Genomic DNA, 16,000 nt, shown 5'->3' with positions numbered 1-16,000 from the left:
TGGGGCTCGCGGGGCCCCTGAGGCAGAATGCCCGACGATGATCTCCACCGCCGGCGAACTGCTCGCCGCTCTCGAACCTCTCCCCCACTCGGCGCGGCTGCGGTTCACCGCCGTCACCGCGCACCGACTCGCCGGCCAGGGCCTGCTGCGGCCCCTGCTGGACGAACTGGACGCGCTCGGCCCGTACGAGCGGCGGCTGGCGGCGCTGGCGGCGTTCGCCGCCGGGGACACGGCCCACCTGCTCGGACGCCTCGGGGACACCGATGCGGTGGTCCGCCGGTACGCGCTCCGCGACGCCCGGCGCCGGCCGGTGGGGGACACGGGCGTCGACGCCGCCGTCGAGGCCGCCTACTGCGACGCGCCTGCCGTGGTCCGGGCCGGCCTCGCCCGCCTGCTGCGGGACGGCCGGCGGCCCGCGCTCGCCGAACGCCTCGCCGTGCGCGTCCGCGCGGAGTACGGCGACCGGGACGCGGTACGCCTCCTGCCGGGCTGCTCGCCCGAGTTCACCGCCCGGCTGCTGCCCGAACTGGCGGGGGCGCTGGAGCCCGAGGACTGGAAAGCGCTGGCGCTCCGTCACCCCGTCCTCGTCCTCGACCAGGCCGGGCGTCAACTCGCTTGCCTCACAAGGAGGTTGCGGAACGAGTGGTGGCGGCGGTACGCGACCGGCGTGGCCGCGGCGCTGCCCGCCGCACCGGAGCGCGTCCTGGAACTCCTGGAGACGTACGGCCCGGACACCCTCCCGGGTCCCGTCGGCGACCGGCTCGGGGACCTCGTCGCGGTGGACGCCGAACGTGTCGTGCGGTGGCTCGTCCGCCCGGACCGGGCGGCCGGGCGATGGGAGGGGACCCCAAGTCCCGCCGCCCTCCGCCAACTGGTGGCCGCGGATCCGCCGTCCCTTCCCCTGCTCGGGGTGCGGTGGTTCCACCGGCAGGTCTTCACCGCCCTGCTCCGGCTGATGCCGCCGGCGCGCCGGGGCGCCTTCGTGGACGCCGTCGTCGCCGCGCGCGGCCGGAACTCCGGCATCCACGCGCACACGGAGTTGCTGACGCTGCTGCCGCCGGCCGAGCGGCGGGCCCGGGCCAGGGCCGCCCTCGACGACATGGACGCACGTGTCGCGGCCGGGCACGACCTGCCCACGGACCGCTGGAGCCTGGTCGCGCTGCTGCCGCCCGAGGAGGCCCGCCCCGTGCTGCTGGCCGCGCTCGGCACGGGGGACGCCGAGGAACGGGCCACGCTGTGGGAGCTGCTGCTCCTCAACGCCTGCGACGCCCGGGACCCGGAGCGGCTGGCGGAGACGATCGCCGGGGCCGCCGCCCGACTGGCCAACGAGCGGGACCCGGTCCGCCAGGACGTCCTCGCGCGCCTCGCCCTGCTCCCGGTGCCCCTGGTCGTCCGCGCCATCGGCGACGGCGACCGCGCCTCCACCGGGGGCGGCTCGGCTTCCCCGCACCTGGAGCGACTGTGCCGGGACGCCCTGGGCTCCCGCGACTGCTCCGAGCTGACCCGGGACGCGATCGGCTCGCTGGCCGCGGCCCTGCTCTCCGGAGCGGCGGGGACGGGCGGCGGTCCCGCGGCGGCCCTCGGCGCCCGCCTCCTGGAGGCGCTCACCGCGCACACGGGGACGGTCGAACCCGGCTGCCTGGAAGCGGTGTCGGACGACCAGGCGCTGCGCGCCGCGGTCGGCGCGCTCGGCCCGTGGCTGGACCGGAGCGCCGCCCGCGGCGATGTCGCGCCGCTGCTCGCGCTGGCCACCTCCTGCGGCCGCCGGGCCTCCCGCGTGCCGGAGCTCCAGGACCGGCTCGGCAAGGCCCTCGCCTTCTGTCCGGACGCGCTCTACGGTGACGTCGCCGCGGCCTGGCTCGCCGATCCCTCGACCCGACTCGGCCGTGTCGCCGAGCTGCTGGCGCGCGAACCCTCGGCCGCCCTCCTCCCGCCGGTGCTCGCCGTGCTCGCCGCCGGGCGCACCGACCTCCTGGACGCCGCCCTGGCGGAGTCCCCTCCCCCCGGCGGCCGGTTCCCGGTGGCGGGTGCTCCCCGGGCGCTGCCACCGTTCCGGTACGCCGACCGGTGGCTGCCCCGGCAGCAGGAGGCCGCGGTCCGGCTGGCGGCCGCCGCCGTCGCCGACCCCGGCCGGGGCACCGACGAGCGGGCCGCCGTCCTCCGCGCGGTCGCCCCGGTCCCGGAGCACGGCCGTGCCCTGCTGCGGCGGTACGCCTCCCCGGTACGGGAGCCGGCCGGGCCCGACGACGCGCCGGACGTCCCGACCGGCTCCCCCGAGCGGGCGCTCGCCGAGGCGGCACTGGACGCCGCCGCCCGCACGGACGACCCGGCCTCGGCCCTCGGCACCCTGCTCGACCACGCGGCCGACGACCGGGCGGCGGCCGCCTGGTCCGCCGCCGCCCGTGCCGCCTCGCACGCCCGGCCCAGCCGGGTGGCGGCGCTGCTCCACGACGTCCTGACCCGTGAGACCGGGGTGAAGGTCACCGTCCGGAAGGCCGCCGCCCGGCTCGCCGCCCGCCACCTCCCCTCGCGTACGGCCGTCACGCTCCTCGCGACCGTGGCCCGTGCTCCGGGCGTCCACCCGGACGTGCGCGCCACCGTCGTCGGCGTGGCCGTGACGCTCCTGCCCGCCCCGGCGATGTGGGCGCTCCTGGAGTCCGCGGTCACCGACGGCCCTGAGCCGGCGCGTCGCACGCTCCTGGAGGTGAACCCGGCGGACCTGACCCCGGCCGACCGCACCCGCTTCGGCGGACTGATGGCCCGTCTGCCGTTCCTCGCGGACTCGGACACGGCCAAGGACGCCGTGCCCGTCCTCGCGGCCTGGGCGGGGTACGCGCCGGCGGCGGGCACCGCGCTCGCGGACGTCTACACCGACCCGGCCTGGCCGGAGGGATTCCAGAGAGGGCTCTGGCGAGTGCGGGAGGGGCTGACCGAGCTCGCCGGGTCGGACCTTCCCCACCCGCTCGGGGGCGTGGGCCCCGGCAGCCTCCTGGACGGCGTGGTGGAACGGCTGCTGCTCCGCGTCGCGGCCGGCGAGCCGGAGGGCGGGGGGCCCGGCGGGGACCTTCCGGCCCTCCGCCGCCTCCGCTCCCTCCTGGACAGGACCTCCCTGGCTCCGCGTGCTCAGGCGGAGTTGGCCCGTCGACTGGCGGACGAACCCCGCGTCACCACCACCCGTACGGCGCTCCTCGTCCGTGCGCTCGACCTCGCCGCGCCCGAGGCCGAGATCCTGCGGGCGCTGCGCGAACTGCTCGCCGCGCTGTCCGGCCGGCCGGTCCTCGCCGCCCGGGTGGGCGAGGACCTCGAAGAGGCGCACGGATACGGCGAGCCGCTCGCCGACGCTACCGGGGCCCTCGCCGCGGTCCGCTTCCTGAGCGACGACGGCGGGCTCGCCCCGGGCCTCCTCGCCGTCGGCCTCGCGAACGCCGTCGGCCGCCGCCAGAGTTGGACCGACCCGTGTCGCGCCGCGGTCGTGGCCCTGCGCCGCCATCCCGAGCCCGACGTCCGGGACTCGGCGTACGAGACCGACCTGGGCGGCCCGCGCTGACACGTACGGGCGGGGTGGCGACGGGGGCGCGTTAGCGGGGCGTCAGCGAGACGGCAGGGACGCCGCCGAGGGTGGAGGCCGACCACTTCAGGAGGCACCATGCGACGACGTACGTTTCTCAAGGGGACGCTGATGGGCGCGGCCGCGGCCGTGCCGCTGTCCACCCTGGCCCAGGGCACGGCCTCGGCGGCCGGCACCGTGACCGTGACCAGCATCGCGGCGCTGCAGAGCGCGATCGACTCCGCCGTCCCCGGGGACCGCGTCGTCCTGGCCGACGGCGCGTACACCGTCCCCTCCTCCGGCATCCGCGTGTCCGGCAAGCACGGCACCACGAGCGCCCCGATCACCATCGTCTCCGCCAGTCGCGGCGGCGCCGTGCTCAGCGGGTCGGTGAGTTTCGTGCTCTCCGGCTCCAGCAACATCACGATCAGCGGCTTCGCCTTCCGCCAGACGACCACCCTCGCCGTCCCCGCGGACTGTCCCCGGATCCGGCTGACCCGCAACGACTTCAAGCTCGCCGACAGCGCCGGGCTCGACTGGGTGACGGTCCGGGGCGACGACGCCAAGATCGACCGCAACTACTTCCACCACCGGAGCTCACAGGGCATCTTCCTGGTCGTGGACGGGCCCGGGACCACCGCCATGGCGCAGCGGACCCACATCTTCCGGAACTACTTCGCCGACCACTCCTACACCGGCGCCAACGGCGGCGAGGCGATCCGGCTCGGTGTCAGCCACCGCGCCCTGTCGACCGCCGACGCCGTGGTCGAGTACAACCTCTTCGAGCGCTGCGACGGCGACCCCGAGGCCATCTCGGTCAAGTCCTCCGGCAACACGATCCGGTACAACACCCTCCGCGACGGCAAGGGCGGCATCGTCCTGCGGCACGGCAACGCGACCACCGTCGAGGGCAACCACGTGCTCGGCGGCGCGAACGGCGTGCGCCTGTACGGCAACGACCACCTCGTGGTGAACAACCACATCTCGGGGACGACCTCCCGCGGCATCGTCATCGGCAGCGGCACCGTCCGCGACCACCACGCGGGCGAGACCACCGAGCAGCGGCGCGGGAACGACGCGTGCGACCGGGCCGTCATCGCGCACAACACGCTCGTCGGCAACTCCGCCACGCTCTCCGGCGAGGACCGGACGTACGAACCGCGTGACGTGGTCGTCGCCGACAACATCCTCGTCGCCGGCGGCGGCACCCTGGTGAACCTCGGCGCCGCCACCGGCTTCACCTGGCAGGGGAACATCCTGTGGGGCTCGGCCGCCGACGGCACGATCCCGTCCGGAGGGTTCCGTCGCGTCGACCCCCTCCTCCGCAAGGACGCGGACGGCGTGCACCGCCTCACCGCCGGCAGCCCCGCCGTCGACGCCGCCACCCTCGCCTCGCTCACCGTGGCGGAGGACGCCGATGGGCACACCCGCACCGGCGCCCGGGACGTCGGCGCCGACGAGTACACGACCCTCGCACCCGTCCGCCGCCCGCTGACCCCGTCGGACGTGGGCCCGAACGCCGCCTGACCCCGGCGGCACCGGCCCCGTGCCGACCGGCCGCCGGACGCGCCCCGCGGGTGCCCGGCGGCCTTCCGCCGTACGCTCCCCCGACCCGCCCGTCTAGGGCGTGTTTCGAAAGTAGCGCCGTCCGCCCGAAGGGCGGGCCCCGCGGCGTCTGGTGCGTGCGATCGCAAGGCGGAGGGTCGTCCTCGTACCGGGCGTACTCGGACGACCCCGACAACGCGGCGAGCGCGCGTGCCAGGCGTCGCGGGGCAGGCGGGACTTTCGAAACACGCCCTAGGCTCGGAGGATGCGGCGCGACGATGTCACACGGGCTGACGGCACCTGGCTGGGGCTCGCCCTGGAGGTCCCGGGCAGCCCTCGGCCGGGGCTGTGCGTGTTCACGGCCGGGCGGCGGCTGCTGATCGCGCAGGAGTCCCGGCCCGTGCTGTTCGCGCTCGTCGACGAGCACTTCGACGGCGTGGACTTCTGGCGCACGGACGCCTACCGGTCCGTCGTCCCGCCGCTCCGCGCCGCCACGGCCCGCGGCCTGGCGGGAAGCCCGGAGCGCTGGGCGCACCGGTACGCGGCGGCGCTGGCCGAGGCGCCCGACGGCCCGCTGCACGAGGGCCGGTGGCTGCTGACGGACGACGCCCAGGTCCGCGGCGGGAGGGGCGCGAGCGAGTCTCCGGCCTCGTACTGGTCCGAGATGATCGCGGACGGGCACCCGGACGGATACCTCGACTGGCACCTCCACAACTGCGGCTGGGAGTTCCTGCCGCTGCGTCCCCTGCCTCCCGCCGACGACGGACGGGTGAAGGCGTACCGCAAGCAGGTGCGGGAGGGGACGCTCCCGCCGGTCCTGGTGTGGTGGGTGAGCGGGTTCGACTCCTTCGTGATCCTGGACGGTCACGCCCGGCTCGCCGCCGCGATCGCCGAGTCCGCCGATCCCCCGCTCCTGGAACTGCGGCGCGCGCTCCCCCGCGAGGACCTGGCCGCCGGTACCGACGAGGCCGCGGCCTTCTACGCGTACGAGCTGGCACGTTTCGCCGGCCTCCGGGCCGTCCACGGCCCCACGGTCCCCGACGGCGCCGCCACCGCCGGCCCCCAGCTCGTACGCCTCCTCCACGACCTGCACACCACCTCGCGCCCGACGTGGGCATGGCCCCTGCCCGGCGGGGAGGCGCGGTGGGAGCTGCTCGCGCGGGAGGCGACCGGCGGGCGGGAATGGCCGGGCGGCGGCTGAGGCGAGCCGCCTGCCAGGTGCGGCGGCCGCCAGGCGGGGCCGCTGCCAGGCATGGCGGCTGCCTCTAGTTCCCTGCCCAGTAGGCGGCCCGCACGTCCCCCTCCGCGAAGTCCTGGCGCGACAGGCGCAGGCCGAGGGATTCCTCCAGGGCGTGGAAGTACAGCTCGAACGTGTCGGTGACCTCGGGGTGGTCGAGCTCGGCGCGACGCAGGGCCCGGTTGAGGAAGTCCAGCTCGCCGCCCCGCGGATAGGGGGCCTGCCCGCGGTCGTAGAAGATCAGCTCCAGGATGCCCAGGTCGTCGTCGACGCGGCGGCCGTCCCGCACGTAGTCGAAGGTGTAGATCGCCTTGGCGGAGGTGGCGCTCAGCCACACGCTCTCCTCGATCCCGAGCGCCGCGTACGCCTCGGCGTCGGCGTAGGCCCCCGGCGGCGTCTCGTGGTGCAGGAGGAACGTCCACCCGCCGGAGCTCCCGAAGCAGCAGCTCTCCCACTGCCGGTCCCAGTGGGTCCGGCCGCCGTCCACGGCCCGCAGGTCCTTCAGGCGCGTGCCGGCCGCGACCTGCGCGGGGTCGGCCCCGTACAGCAGGGCGAGCCGCTCGGCGTCGACGGTCCGGCCGGGTGCCGCCCGGAAGAACGCGAGGGTCGTGTACGGCTCCTGGTCACGCCAGGAGCCCGCGATCCACGCGAGCCCTTCTTTGGGATCGCGTCCGCACGCCTCGACCGTCCCCGTGCCGTCCAGGCCGCCGGTACGGAACCGTCTGCCCCACCCCGGATCGATCCGCTCCAGCGCGACGGCCTTCTCCTCCGGCCCGGCGTCGCCGCCCCGGCCGATCGCGGCCTCGGCCATCGCGTACAGCACGTCCTCCAGGCCCCGGGTCGTGAAGTCCCGCCGGTACGCGCCGTACCAGCCGTGCACCGTGCCGTCCTCGTCCAGCAACAGGGCCAGGCTGTCGTCGTCCGCCTCGTCCGCGCGCTCGGCCCACGCCTCCAGCTCCTCCTCCGAGCGGAAGACGGAGGGCAGAGCCACCCCGTGGAGCCGGGGGTGTCCGGCGGCCCTCCGCTCCCAGGCTTCGGCGAGTCTCTGCTCGGTGATCTCCATGCCGTCAGCCTACGAAGGGGCACCGACAACGGCGGCTCCCGGGCCCCGACCTCCGCCGGACAGTGCCCGGAAGCCCGTGCAGCCGAAGCGCGTCCACGAGGATCGGTCGTCGCCGTCGGCCCGGTACACGACCACCGTCCAGTCGCCGGTCCTGGAGGTGACGGGCGGGGCACCCGGGAAGTCCTCGGGGTAGGTCAGCGACTTCTCGGCCGAGCCGACCCGTACCGGCCGGGAGGTGTGGCCGAAACCCTTCGTACCGGGAGGTTTCACGCCGGCGACCAGGCGGTACGTCCGCCCGCCGGAGAAGGAGAAGCTGACGTCGACCGACGCCGCGCCGGAGCGGTACGTCACCGAGGTCGACGAGGTGCTGCCGGACGGTCCCGCCTCCGGGGGCCGGTCGCACTGCCCGGCCCCGAGCCTGGCCTGTTTCGGGTCCTTCGAGCGGACCCACCGCACGTCCGAGGCGGACGCAGGCGCCGACGACGGCTGGGCGGACTGGGCCGTGTCGCCCGTTCCGGGCGGGGTCGTGTCGCCCGTTCCGGGCGACGCGGTGGAACCGCCGGTCACGCCGCCGCCGGCGTCGTCGGTGCCGGCGTCCGCCCGGTTCCACTCCTGCCAGGCCACCGTGCCCGCGGCACCCGCCAATGCCAGGACCAGTGCCACGGCGCCCCACCGGCTGCGGCGCACGGGAGCCCGCACCGCACCCGGACCCGTGTCCGAGTCCGAGTCCGTTCGCGTAGGGGGACCCGTGGGCGAGTCCCGCTCGGCCGTCGGGTCGACGTGGGTCGATGGCAGGGGCGCGCCGGTCTGCCCGCCGCACCGGGCGATCACCTCCGACGTGCGCGGGCGGTCCGCGGGGTCCTTCGCCGCGCAGACCCGGACCAGAGCAACCAACTCCGGGTCCATGCCGTGCCCTTCACCGAGATCGATGTCCTCGTGGACCGCCCGGTACGAGACGGCTTCGGCGGGACCCTCCCCGAAGGGCGGGCGTCCCGTCATCACGTAGGCCATGGTGGCGCCCAGGGCGAAGACGTCCGCGGCGGCGGAGGTCTCGTTGCGCAGCAGCACCTCGGGGGCGGTGAAGCCGGGCGTCCCCGGCGCCGCGCCGGTCCGGGTCAGGGCCGTGTCGTCCGGGCCGCGCGCGATCCCGAAGTCGATCAGGCGGGGGCCTCCGTCCGCGAGGATGACGTTGTGCGGCTTCAGGTCGCGGTGGGTGATGCCGTACGCGTGGACGCTCTCCAGCGCCACGGCGAGCGCCCGGAACAGATTGCGGCAGACCTCCGGCTCGAACGGTCCCTCGCTGCCGATTGCCTGACGCAGCGTCGGACCGGGGACGTACTCGGTGGACAGCCAGTACGGCGCTTCGTCCAGCGAGGCGTCCACCAGCTGAGCGGTGTGCGGGCTGCGGACGGCCCGTACCGTGGCGACCTCCCGCCGGAACCGTGCCATGGCCTCCGGGTGTCCGGTGATCTCCTCCCGGATCACCTTCAGCGCGACCATCCCGCCGTCCGGCGAACGGGCCAGGTACACCTGTCCCATACCGCCCGCGCCGAGCCGGCCGAGGAGGGTGTGGGCGCCTATGTGCGCGGGGTCCTGCCCGGGTCTCAATGGGTCCACGGTGCCGTACTGTAATGCGGCCCCGGAGCGCGTACTTCGCGGTGTCCGGGAGCCGATGCGGGCCGCGCACGGCCGGAAAGGCCGAGAACGCGGCGGACGGCCGCGGGCCTCACCGACCCCAGGGCCGGAGCCCGGGACTTCACCAGGCCGGAGCCCAGGACCCCACGCGGCCGGAGCCCAGGACTCCGCGAGGCCAGCCGCCGGATTCGTCGCGAGGGAGGGCACCAGGGGAAGCGGGGCACCAGCGACAGTGATGTCCGTCACGATCGCGCAACCCTGTGAGCGGGCTGTGAGTCTTGCCGGTGATCACGTCAGTGGTCGGTTCACCGAGGAGACCATCATCACCGCCATACGCAAGACCCTCACCGCCACCGCCGTCGTCGGCGCCGTCCTGGCGGGTTCGGCCGCCTGCGGGACGGTCGAGCAGCTGTCAGCCGGGAAGAAGCTGGACCAGGCGTTCGAGAAGCTCGGGAAGGCGAAGTCGCTCTCCTTCGAGCTGGACCTGGACGTCGACGCCCGGACCCTCAAGGAACTGGACGCCCAGTCGGACCCGGAGCCGGGCGAGGAGCTCCCGGACGAGGTCGCCGAGCTGATCAGCGGGGCGAAGATCAGCGTCACGGTGGAGTCGAAGAAGCCTCTCGGCGAGTCCGGGGAGCAGGACTACGTCGGCGCGGCGATGAAGTTCAGCACCCCCGACGGCGATCTGCTCGAGTACCGGGTCGTCGGCGACCACACCTACCTGCGCTCCGACGTCCGGGAGCTCGCGGACGTGGTGGGCATACCCATGCCGCGCGTCGAGGAGCTGCCCGCCGAGGCCGGTGCCTTCAAGAAGGTGCTGGAGGGCGAGTGGGTCAAGTTCGACACCAAGGAGATGGAGAAGGCCGGCGAGGAACTCGCCGCGGCCCCGGGCAGCGGTCCGGCGGAGGGCGGGAACGGCGGCGGTGAGCCGTCGGCGGAGCCCACGCTGGACGCGAAGACCCAGAAGAAGCTGCTGGAGGCCCTGCGCTCGGTCGTCGCGCGTGACGTCGAGTTCAAGACCGCCGGCGGCGGGGACGGCACCGAGCGCATCTCGGCCACGGCGTCCTTCCGCACCCTGATCACGGACCTCTTCGACGAGATCCGTCCGCTCGCCGGGGAGCTGCCGCCCGGCGTGGAACTGCCCACGGGCAGCGACCTGAAGGACGCCCCCGACAGCAAGGTCACCGCCGACTTCACGCTCAGGAACGGCGAGCTGAAGGAGATGTACGTCGACCTCGCCCCGCTCACCGAGAGCGCGAAGGTCGACAAGTTCGGCCTCTCGCTGAAGCTGAGCGCCGGCGTCACGCCGGTGGCGCCCGCCGGAGCCACCGAGCTGAAGATCGACGAGCTCATGGGCGCCTTCGCCGACTCCATGATGCCGACCGACGAGGAGCTCGGCGAGCCCGGCTTCGGCGAGGACGACTTCGGCTCGTTCGACGTCGAGGGGCTGGACGACAGCGAGGCCGCCGGGGGCGCCGCGTAACCCGCTCCGGACCGCGCACCGAGACGGCGGCGGGGGGGGGGGGGGGGGGCCCCCCCCCCCCCCCCCCCCCCCCCCCCCCCCCCCCCCCCCCCCCCCCCCCCCCCGCCCGNNNNCGACCGCGGGGGGGGGGGGGCCCCACCCGGGGGCCGCCGGGGCCGCCGCGGGGCCCCCCCCGCCCCCCCCGCCGCGCCGGCGGGGGGGGGGGGCCCCCCCCCCCCCCCCCGCCCCCCGCGGCCCGCCTGGTCCCTCACCGGGTCGCCCTCGGCCCTGAGGAAGCGGCGGAGTGACGCCTTGGCCGCCACCCTCGTCCGGATCGACTCGCTCGTCCGGATCGACGCCCTCGCCCGGGCGTGCGGCACCGCGCGGTCGTGCGGCACCGCCCTGTGGGACCAGCCTGCCGTGCGGCCGGAAACCGCCGACCACACCCTCGCCCGTCGTCCCCGGAGGACGTAGGGTCGTCCTTGAACTCGCCTTGGAACAAGGCACGTTCACGGCCTGATTCCAACAACTCGGCACGGTGTCCTCGGCAGGAGTCTCCATGTCCATCGGCCCGTCCACCACGACTCCCTCCCCCGGGCGGGAGCGAAGCCGCCTGCTCCACGGCGTCACCGCCCTCGCGGGCTCCCTGCTCTTCGCCGCCGCGATCACCGCGTGCGGAGGGGCCGGCACGGGGAGCCGGGAAGGGGCTGTTCCCTCTCCGGTGAAGGCCGCGAACGCCGACTCACGGGCCACCGTGCACGAGAGGCCCGCCCCGCGAATCATCACCAGGGGTGCGGGGGACGGATTCCCGAGCCTGTACGCCCATCTCTCGGGGACTCTCGTCGTCACGGGCGACAACTGCCTCGCCGTGTCCTCCTCCAGGAGCGGCGAGCCGACCGCCGTCGTCTGGGGCCACGGCTGGTCGGTGCGCGCGGAGAACGGCGAGGCGGCCGTGTACGACGCCGACGGCAGGCTCTTCGCCCGAGAGGGCGACCAGGTGGGACTGGGCGGAGGCAGCACCGGCCGGTTCGCGGGCGAGCCGTGCGCCGCCGGCCAGGTCTTCGAGGCCAACGACGCCCAAGCCGCCCCGAGGGACGCCCGACCGGCGCGCGACGCGGCGGGGCGGTGACGGGGCCGGCCGTACGGGCCCGGCGTCTCGGCGAGCCGGCTGACGACCCGGCGCGAGAACTCCACCCCTCGCACCGAGGGAGCGCCGGATAGGGTCGTCCGGATGACCATGCCGTCCGCGTCCCTGGCCCGCGCCCTCGACCTGCCCTCCGATCCTCCGCTACGGCCTCTGCCCGCCGAAGCGGCCGCGCTTCTGCGCGCGTTGGGGGCTCCGCCGCGGCTGGCGGCGCATCTGCGGGCCGTGCACGACGTCGCGGTCGAGGTGGTCGACTGGGTGCGGGAACGGCACCCAGGGCTGGCGTTCGACAAGGATGCGGTGCTTTTCGGGGCGGCCACGCACGACGTGGGCAAGGTGGTGCATCCCGAGGAGCTCGTGGGGCCGGGGTCGGCGCACGAGGCCGCCGGGCGGGAGCTGTTGCTGCGGCACGGGGTCGGGGCGGAACGGGCCCGGTTCGCCGCGAGCCATGCCCGTTGGGACGATCCGGACGTCACCGTCGAGGATCTGCTGGTGTCCGTGGCCGACAAGGTCTGGAAGGACAAACGCGTGGCCGGCCTCGAAGACCGGCTCGTGCGGGTGCTGGCGCGGGCCTCGGGGCGGGAGCCCTGGGAGGAGTTCCTGGCTCTGGACGAGCTGCTGGTCCGGCTCGGTGCGGGCGCCGGGCGCCGGCTCGCCTTCCAGGCGGCCTTCCCCGTCTGAGCGGAGCCTCGAAGGTCCGCCGGGGGCGGTTCCCTTGCTCGGTCGATTGTCAGTGGCGGGTGAGACGGTAGGAACATCAAGCCGGCGCGAAGACGGGGAGTTTCGCCGTGTCCAACAGCCAGAACTACATCAATCACGTCGCCCTCGTGCTGGACGCGAGCTCGTCCATGTCGCACCTGCGCGGCAAGGTCGTCGAGGTGGCCGACCAGCAGATCGAGTACCTCGCCCGCCGGTCGCGCGAGCTGGACCAGGAGACCCGGGTCACCGTGTACGTGTTCGCGGACAAGGTGCAGTGCGTCATCTACGACAAGGACGTGCTGCGGATGCCGTCCCTGAAGGAGCTGTACAAGGTCGGCGGCATGACCGCTCTGCTCGCCGCCGCGCTGAAGTCGCAGCGGGAGCTGGCGCAGACGGCGCAGCTGTACGGCGACCACAGCTTCCTGACCTTCGTGCTGACGGACGGGCAGGAGAACGCCAGCCACCGCTGCGCGGACGCGCCCAGCAAGCAGCCGAAGGCCCTGGTGGCGGCCGTCGCCGAGATGATCGAGAAGCAGGACGACAACTGGACGCTGGCCGTCCTGGTCCCGGACCAGATGGGCAAGCGCGAGGCCATGAACTGCGGCTTCCCGAAGGACAACGTCGCCATCTGGGACGCCACCAGCACCCAGGGCCTGGAGGAGGCCGGGCAGGTCATCCAGCAGGCCACCGAGAAGTTCATGGTGGGCCGCACCAAGGGCATCCGGGGGTCGCGGGCGGTGTTCTCGGTGGGTGCCGAGGCGGTCAACAGCAAGACGATCGCGGCGGCCGGCCTCACCCCGGTGGACGCCTCCGGGTACCAGCTCCTCCCGGTGACGCGCGACGCGGCGATCCGTGACTGGGTGACCGAGTCCGGGCACACGTACCGGACCGGATGCGCTTTCTACCAGCTGAGCAAGTCCGAGAAGATCCAGGCACGGAAGCGGATCGCCGTGCTGGAGAAGCAGACCGACCGCGTGTACACGGGGCCCGAGGCGCGGGCGCTGCTCGGCCTCCCGGACGAGGAGATCCGCGTCAAGCCCGACCACAACGCCGACTTCACCATCTTCGTGCAGAGCACCAGCGTCAACCGCAAGCTCGTGCCGAACACGCGGCTGCTGCTGATGCACTGACGCCGTGGGGAGGGCGCGGCCCGCGCCCTCCCGGTCGGCCAGCCGAGCGGGCGCCCGCTCGGCCGGCCGGTCAGTCGTCGGCGATCTGGAGGGCGACGGCGTAGTGCCGGCCGTCCGTCCCGGCGAGGAGGCTGTCGAAGAGCGGGGTCAGTCCGTTCACGGCGCCGCACGAGGCGTCGTGGTTGGTCCACCAGCTGCCTTCCGGGCCGAGCAGGGCGACGACGCGGTCCGCCGCGCGCGCGGCGGACCCGGCGGACCGGTGCCGGTGACTCGGCCACACCAGATCGACGGTCGCGAGCGTGGTCAGGAACGGTGCGGCCTCGGCGGCCTCCAGAGGTTCCAGCGCCGCGCATATCCCCGGGACGGGCGGCGGTGCGTACGCGGGCAGGAAGCGCCGCCATGCCTGGTCCTGCGCCGCCTCGGCGAGCAGGGCCCGGATGCGTACCGCCAGCTCCGGCAGATCGGGGTCCTGCTCGGTGAACCGTCCAGCCGCCACGAACACCCTTGAAGGCGTGGCCAGTTCCTCCATACGGCCGCACAGCTCCGCCAGGTGGACATCCTCGGACGCCGTCACGCCGGACGCTCCTCCGCGACCCCAGGCGCGTCCTGCCGGCCGAGGCGGCGGAGGACGCGGGTGCGCAGGAGCGTGTACTCGTCATGGAGTCTGCTCCATTCGTCGAACGGCGGGCGGGGGACGACGATCCCGTCGGTGACGTGCTCCTCCGGACCGAACTGCTCGCGCGTGAGATCGATCTCGACGCCCTCGCCCAGGCGGTTCCACCAGTGGTAGTCCACGCGCTCGCCGTCGACGTGGACCTCGCCGCGGAGCAGTTCGCCGCCCAGCAGGTCGTTCACGACCATCGCGGTCACCCCGCACTGGTCCCGCGCGGGGTTGTCCCCCGTCCAGCAGGACCGGTACTCGGGTGTGCAGGTCTCGGCGCTCCAACTGCTGCGCACGGCCCGTTCGATGTCGGAGAGGAGCAAGGGTGTCATGCGCGTGATCCTCCCAGCCGCCACCGACAGCCGAGGGGCGGGCCGCGGCCCGCCCCTCGTCCCGGCGTGTTCCCCGACTCGCGGGGCACCGCCGCCCGGCCCGCGGGCACCGCCGCCCGGCCGGCCCTTGCTGTGTGCGCACGAGGTGGCTGATGATCGTCCCGCCCCGCGGGTGGAGTGGCTGCCACGCGCGGGCGTTCATCCCCCACCCGTATATGACCGCAGGTCAGGTGGGTCGGGGCGGCCGGGTCGGGTGGAGGGTGCGGAATGCGTGTGGTCTTGTCCGTGTACGGGGCGCGCGGCAGCGTGGAGCCGATGGCGGGGCTCGCGGCGCGGCTGCGGGAGCGGGGCGCGGAGGTGCGGGTGTGCGCTCCGCCGGACGAGGAGTTCGCCGCGCTGCTGGCCGAGGCCGGGGTGTCGTCGGTGCCCGTCGGGGCGCCGGTGCGTCCGCTGGTGACGACGGTGCGGCCGGGTTCCGCGGAGGGGCTGGCGCAGCGGGCGGCCGATCTGATGTCCGCCCAGTTCGGGGCGGTCGCCGAGGCCGCCGAGGGGTGCGACGTCCTTGTGGCGGCGGGCCCGCTGCCGGTCACGGCGGGCGCCCGGTCGGTGGCCGAGCGGCTCGGCGTCCGCTACGTGTACGTCACGCACACGCCGGTCGTCCTCCCCTCACCGCATCAGCCGCCGCCCGGGCGGCGGGGCCGGCCGCTGCCGCCGGAGGTGGAGGACAACCGTGAGCTGTGGGAGCTGGACGCGCGCCTCGCGGACGACATGTTCGGTGGGCCGCTGGGGGCGCTCAGGGAGTCGGTCGGCCTGTCGCGGGTCTCCGGAATCCGTGACTACGCCTTCACCGACCGCCCGTTGCTCGCGGCGGACCCGGTCCTGAGCCCCTGGCCGGCGACGGGCGGCCGGGACGGTCTCCGTGTCGTCCCGACCGGCGCGTGGCTCCGACCCGGCGATCGCCCGCTCCCGCACGAGGTGGCGGCCTTCCTGGACGCCGGCCCCCCGCCCGTGTACGTCGGCTTCGGCAGTACGCCCCTGGGCACGCGGGCCCCCGGCATCGCGCGGGCGGCCGTGGAGGCGGCCCGAGAACGGGGGCTGCGGGTGATCGTCGCCCGGGGCTGGGCCGGCCTGGGCGCGCCGGACGACGGGGCCGACTGCCTCACGGTCGACGAGGTCGACCACCGGGCTCTGTTTCCCCGGGTGGCCGCGGTCGTCCACCACGGCGGCGCCGGCACCACGGCGGCGGCCGCCCGGGCCGGCGTGCCGCAGGTGGTCGTCCCGCAGGCCGGGGACCAGCCGTACTGGGCGGACCGGGTCGCCGGGCTGGGCATCGGTGTCGCCCACGCCGGCCCTGATCCGGCCGCCGGTTCCCTGTCGGTGGCCCTGGCGACGGCCCTGAGCCCCGCGACCCGTGCGCGGGCGACGGCGGTGCGCGGCACGGTCCGCGGCGACGGGGCGGCGGTGGCCGCGCGGCTGCTGGACGAGGCCGCGGGCCGCTGACCCCCGGCGCTCCCGCCGGTCGGGGCGGTCCCGGTGAGCGGCATC

General features: G+C 75.1%; 13 protein-coding genes. 9 read left to right on the top strand and 4 right to left on the bottom strand.

Annotated features, from left to right (window positions below; translation table 11 throughout):
- Positions 1 to 37: 37 nt before the first annotated feature.
- The 3 genes from ACFYT9_RS17880 (at position 38) to ACFYT9_RS17870 (ending at position 6,293) form a co-directional block, all read left to right on the top strand.
- Positions 38 to 3,547 (top strand): hypothetical protein, encoded by a 3,510-nt coding sequence (locus ACFYT9_RS17880; RefSeq protein WP_389164754.1) that lies wholly within the window; start codon positions 38 to 40, stop codon positions 3,545 to 3,547.
- A gap of 99 nt (positions 3,548 to 3,646) precedes the next feature.
- Positions 3,647 to 5,074 carry a chondroitinase-B domain-containing protein gene (locus ACFYT9_RS17875; protein WP_389164751.1) on the top strand — a complete coding sequence of 476 codons (1,428 nt, stop codon included), beginning with the start codon at positions 3,647 to 3,649 and terminating at the stop codon, positions 5,072 to 5,074.
- 283 nt (positions 5,075 to 5,357) lie between these two features.
- Entirely contained in the window at positions 5,358 to 6,293 is a 936-nt protein-coding gene (locus ACFYT9_RS17870; RefSeq protein ID WP_389164749.1) for a hypothetical protein, read from the top strand.
- A gap of 64 nt (positions 6,294 to 6,357) precedes the next feature.
- Here the strand turns inward: ACFYT9_RS17870 and ACFYT9_RS17865 are convergent, their stop codons facing one another.
- Both ACFYT9_RS17865 and ACFYT9_RS17860 read right to left on the bottom strand, forming a co-directional pair.
- A complete protein-coding gene (locus ACFYT9_RS17865) occupies positions 6,358 to 7,392 on the bottom strand; it encodes a hypothetical protein (RefSeq protein WP_389164746.1) in 1,035 nt (344 codons plus the stop codon).
- Between the two features lie 9 nt (positions 7,393 to 7,401).
- The gene (locus tag ACFYT9_RS17860; RefSeq protein WP_389164743.1) at positions 7,402 to 9,009 is read right to left on the bottom strand and encodes a serine/threonine-protein kinase; all 1,608 of its coding nucleotides are present in this window, start codon (positions 9,007 to 9,009) and stop codon (positions 7,402 to 7,404) included.
- A gap of 289 nt (positions 9,010 to 9,298) precedes the next feature.
- Here ACFYT9_RS17860 and ACFYT9_RS17855 point away from each other — a divergent pair, with 289 nt between their 5' ends.
- The 5 genes from ACFYT9_RS17855 to ACFYT9_RS17835 all read left to right on the top strand — a co-directional run bounded on the left by ACFYT9_RS17855 (position 9,299) and on the right by ACFYT9_RS17835 (position 13,462).
- A complete protein-coding gene (locus ACFYT9_RS17855; RefSeq protein WP_389164740.1) occupies positions 9,299 to 10,510 on the top strand; it encodes a hypothetical protein in 1,212 nt (403 codons plus the stop codon).
- Between the two features lie 291 nt (positions 10,511 to 10,801).
- The gene (locus ACFYT9_RS17850) at positions 10,802 to 10,963 is read left to right on the top strand and encodes a hypothetical protein (RefSeq protein ID WP_389164738.1); all 162 of its coding nucleotides are present in this window, start codon (positions 10,802 to 10,804) and stop codon (positions 10,961 to 10,963) included.
- An 85-nt stretch (positions 10,964 to 11,048) separates the two neighbouring features.
- Complete coding sequence (locus ACFYT9_RS17845; RefSeq protein WP_389164735.1) at positions 11,049 to 11,618, top strand: hypothetical protein; 570 nt, start codon at positions 11,049 to 11,051, stop codon at positions 11,616 to 11,618.
- Positions 11,619 to 11,720: 102 nt separating this feature from the next.
- Positions 11,721 to 12,314, top strand: coding sequence for an HD domain-containing protein (locus ACFYT9_RS17840; protein WP_389164732.1), 594 nt, complete (start codon positions 11,721 to 11,723; stop codon positions 12,312 to 12,314).
- A 107-nt stretch (positions 12,315 to 12,421) separates the two neighbouring features.
- The gene (locus ACFYT9_RS17835; RefSeq protein WP_376605158.1) at positions 12,422 to 13,462 is read left to right on the top strand and encodes a vWA domain-containing protein; all 1,041 of its coding nucleotides are present in this window, start codon (positions 12,422 to 12,424) and stop codon (positions 13,460 to 13,462) included.
- Positions 13,463 to 13,532: 70 nt separating this feature from the next.
- Here the strand turns inward: ACFYT9_RS17835 and ACFYT9_RS17830 are convergent, their stop codons facing one another.
- Together ACFYT9_RS17830 and ACFYT9_RS17825 are read right to left on the bottom strand one after the other, a co-directional pair.
- Positions 13,533 to 14,036 carry a hypothetical protein gene (locus ACFYT9_RS17830; protein WP_389164729.1) on the bottom strand — a complete coding sequence of 168 codons (504 nt, stop codon included), beginning with the start codon at positions 14,034 to 14,036 and terminating at the stop codon, positions 13,533 to 13,535.
- Positions 14,033 to 14,455 carry a hypothetical protein gene (locus tag ACFYT9_RS17825; protein WP_389164727.1) on the bottom strand — a complete coding sequence of 141 codons (423 nt, stop codon included), beginning with the start codon at positions 14,453 to 14,455 and terminating at the stop codon, positions 14,033 to 14,035. Before ACFYT9_RS17825 ends, ACFYT9_RS17830 begins: the two co-directional genes overlap by 4 nt.
- Before the next feature lie 267 nt (positions 14,456 to 14,722).
- Here ACFYT9_RS17825 and ACFYT9_RS17820 point away from each other — a divergent pair, with 267 nt between their 5' ends.
- Complete coding sequence (locus ACFYT9_RS17820; RefSeq protein WP_389164724.1) at positions 14,723 to 15,955, top strand: glycosyltransferase; 1,233 nt, start codon at positions 14,723 to 14,725, stop codon at positions 15,953 to 15,955.
- Positions 15,956 to 16,000: the final 45 nt, after the last annotated feature.

It is taken from the genome of Streptomyces sp. NPDC004435, from assembly GCF_042873895.1.
GTDB lineage: Bacteria > Actinomycetota > Actinomycetes > Streptomycetales > Streptomycetaceae > Streptomyces.
This window is presented reverse-complemented; position numbering and strand designations above follow the sequence as displayed.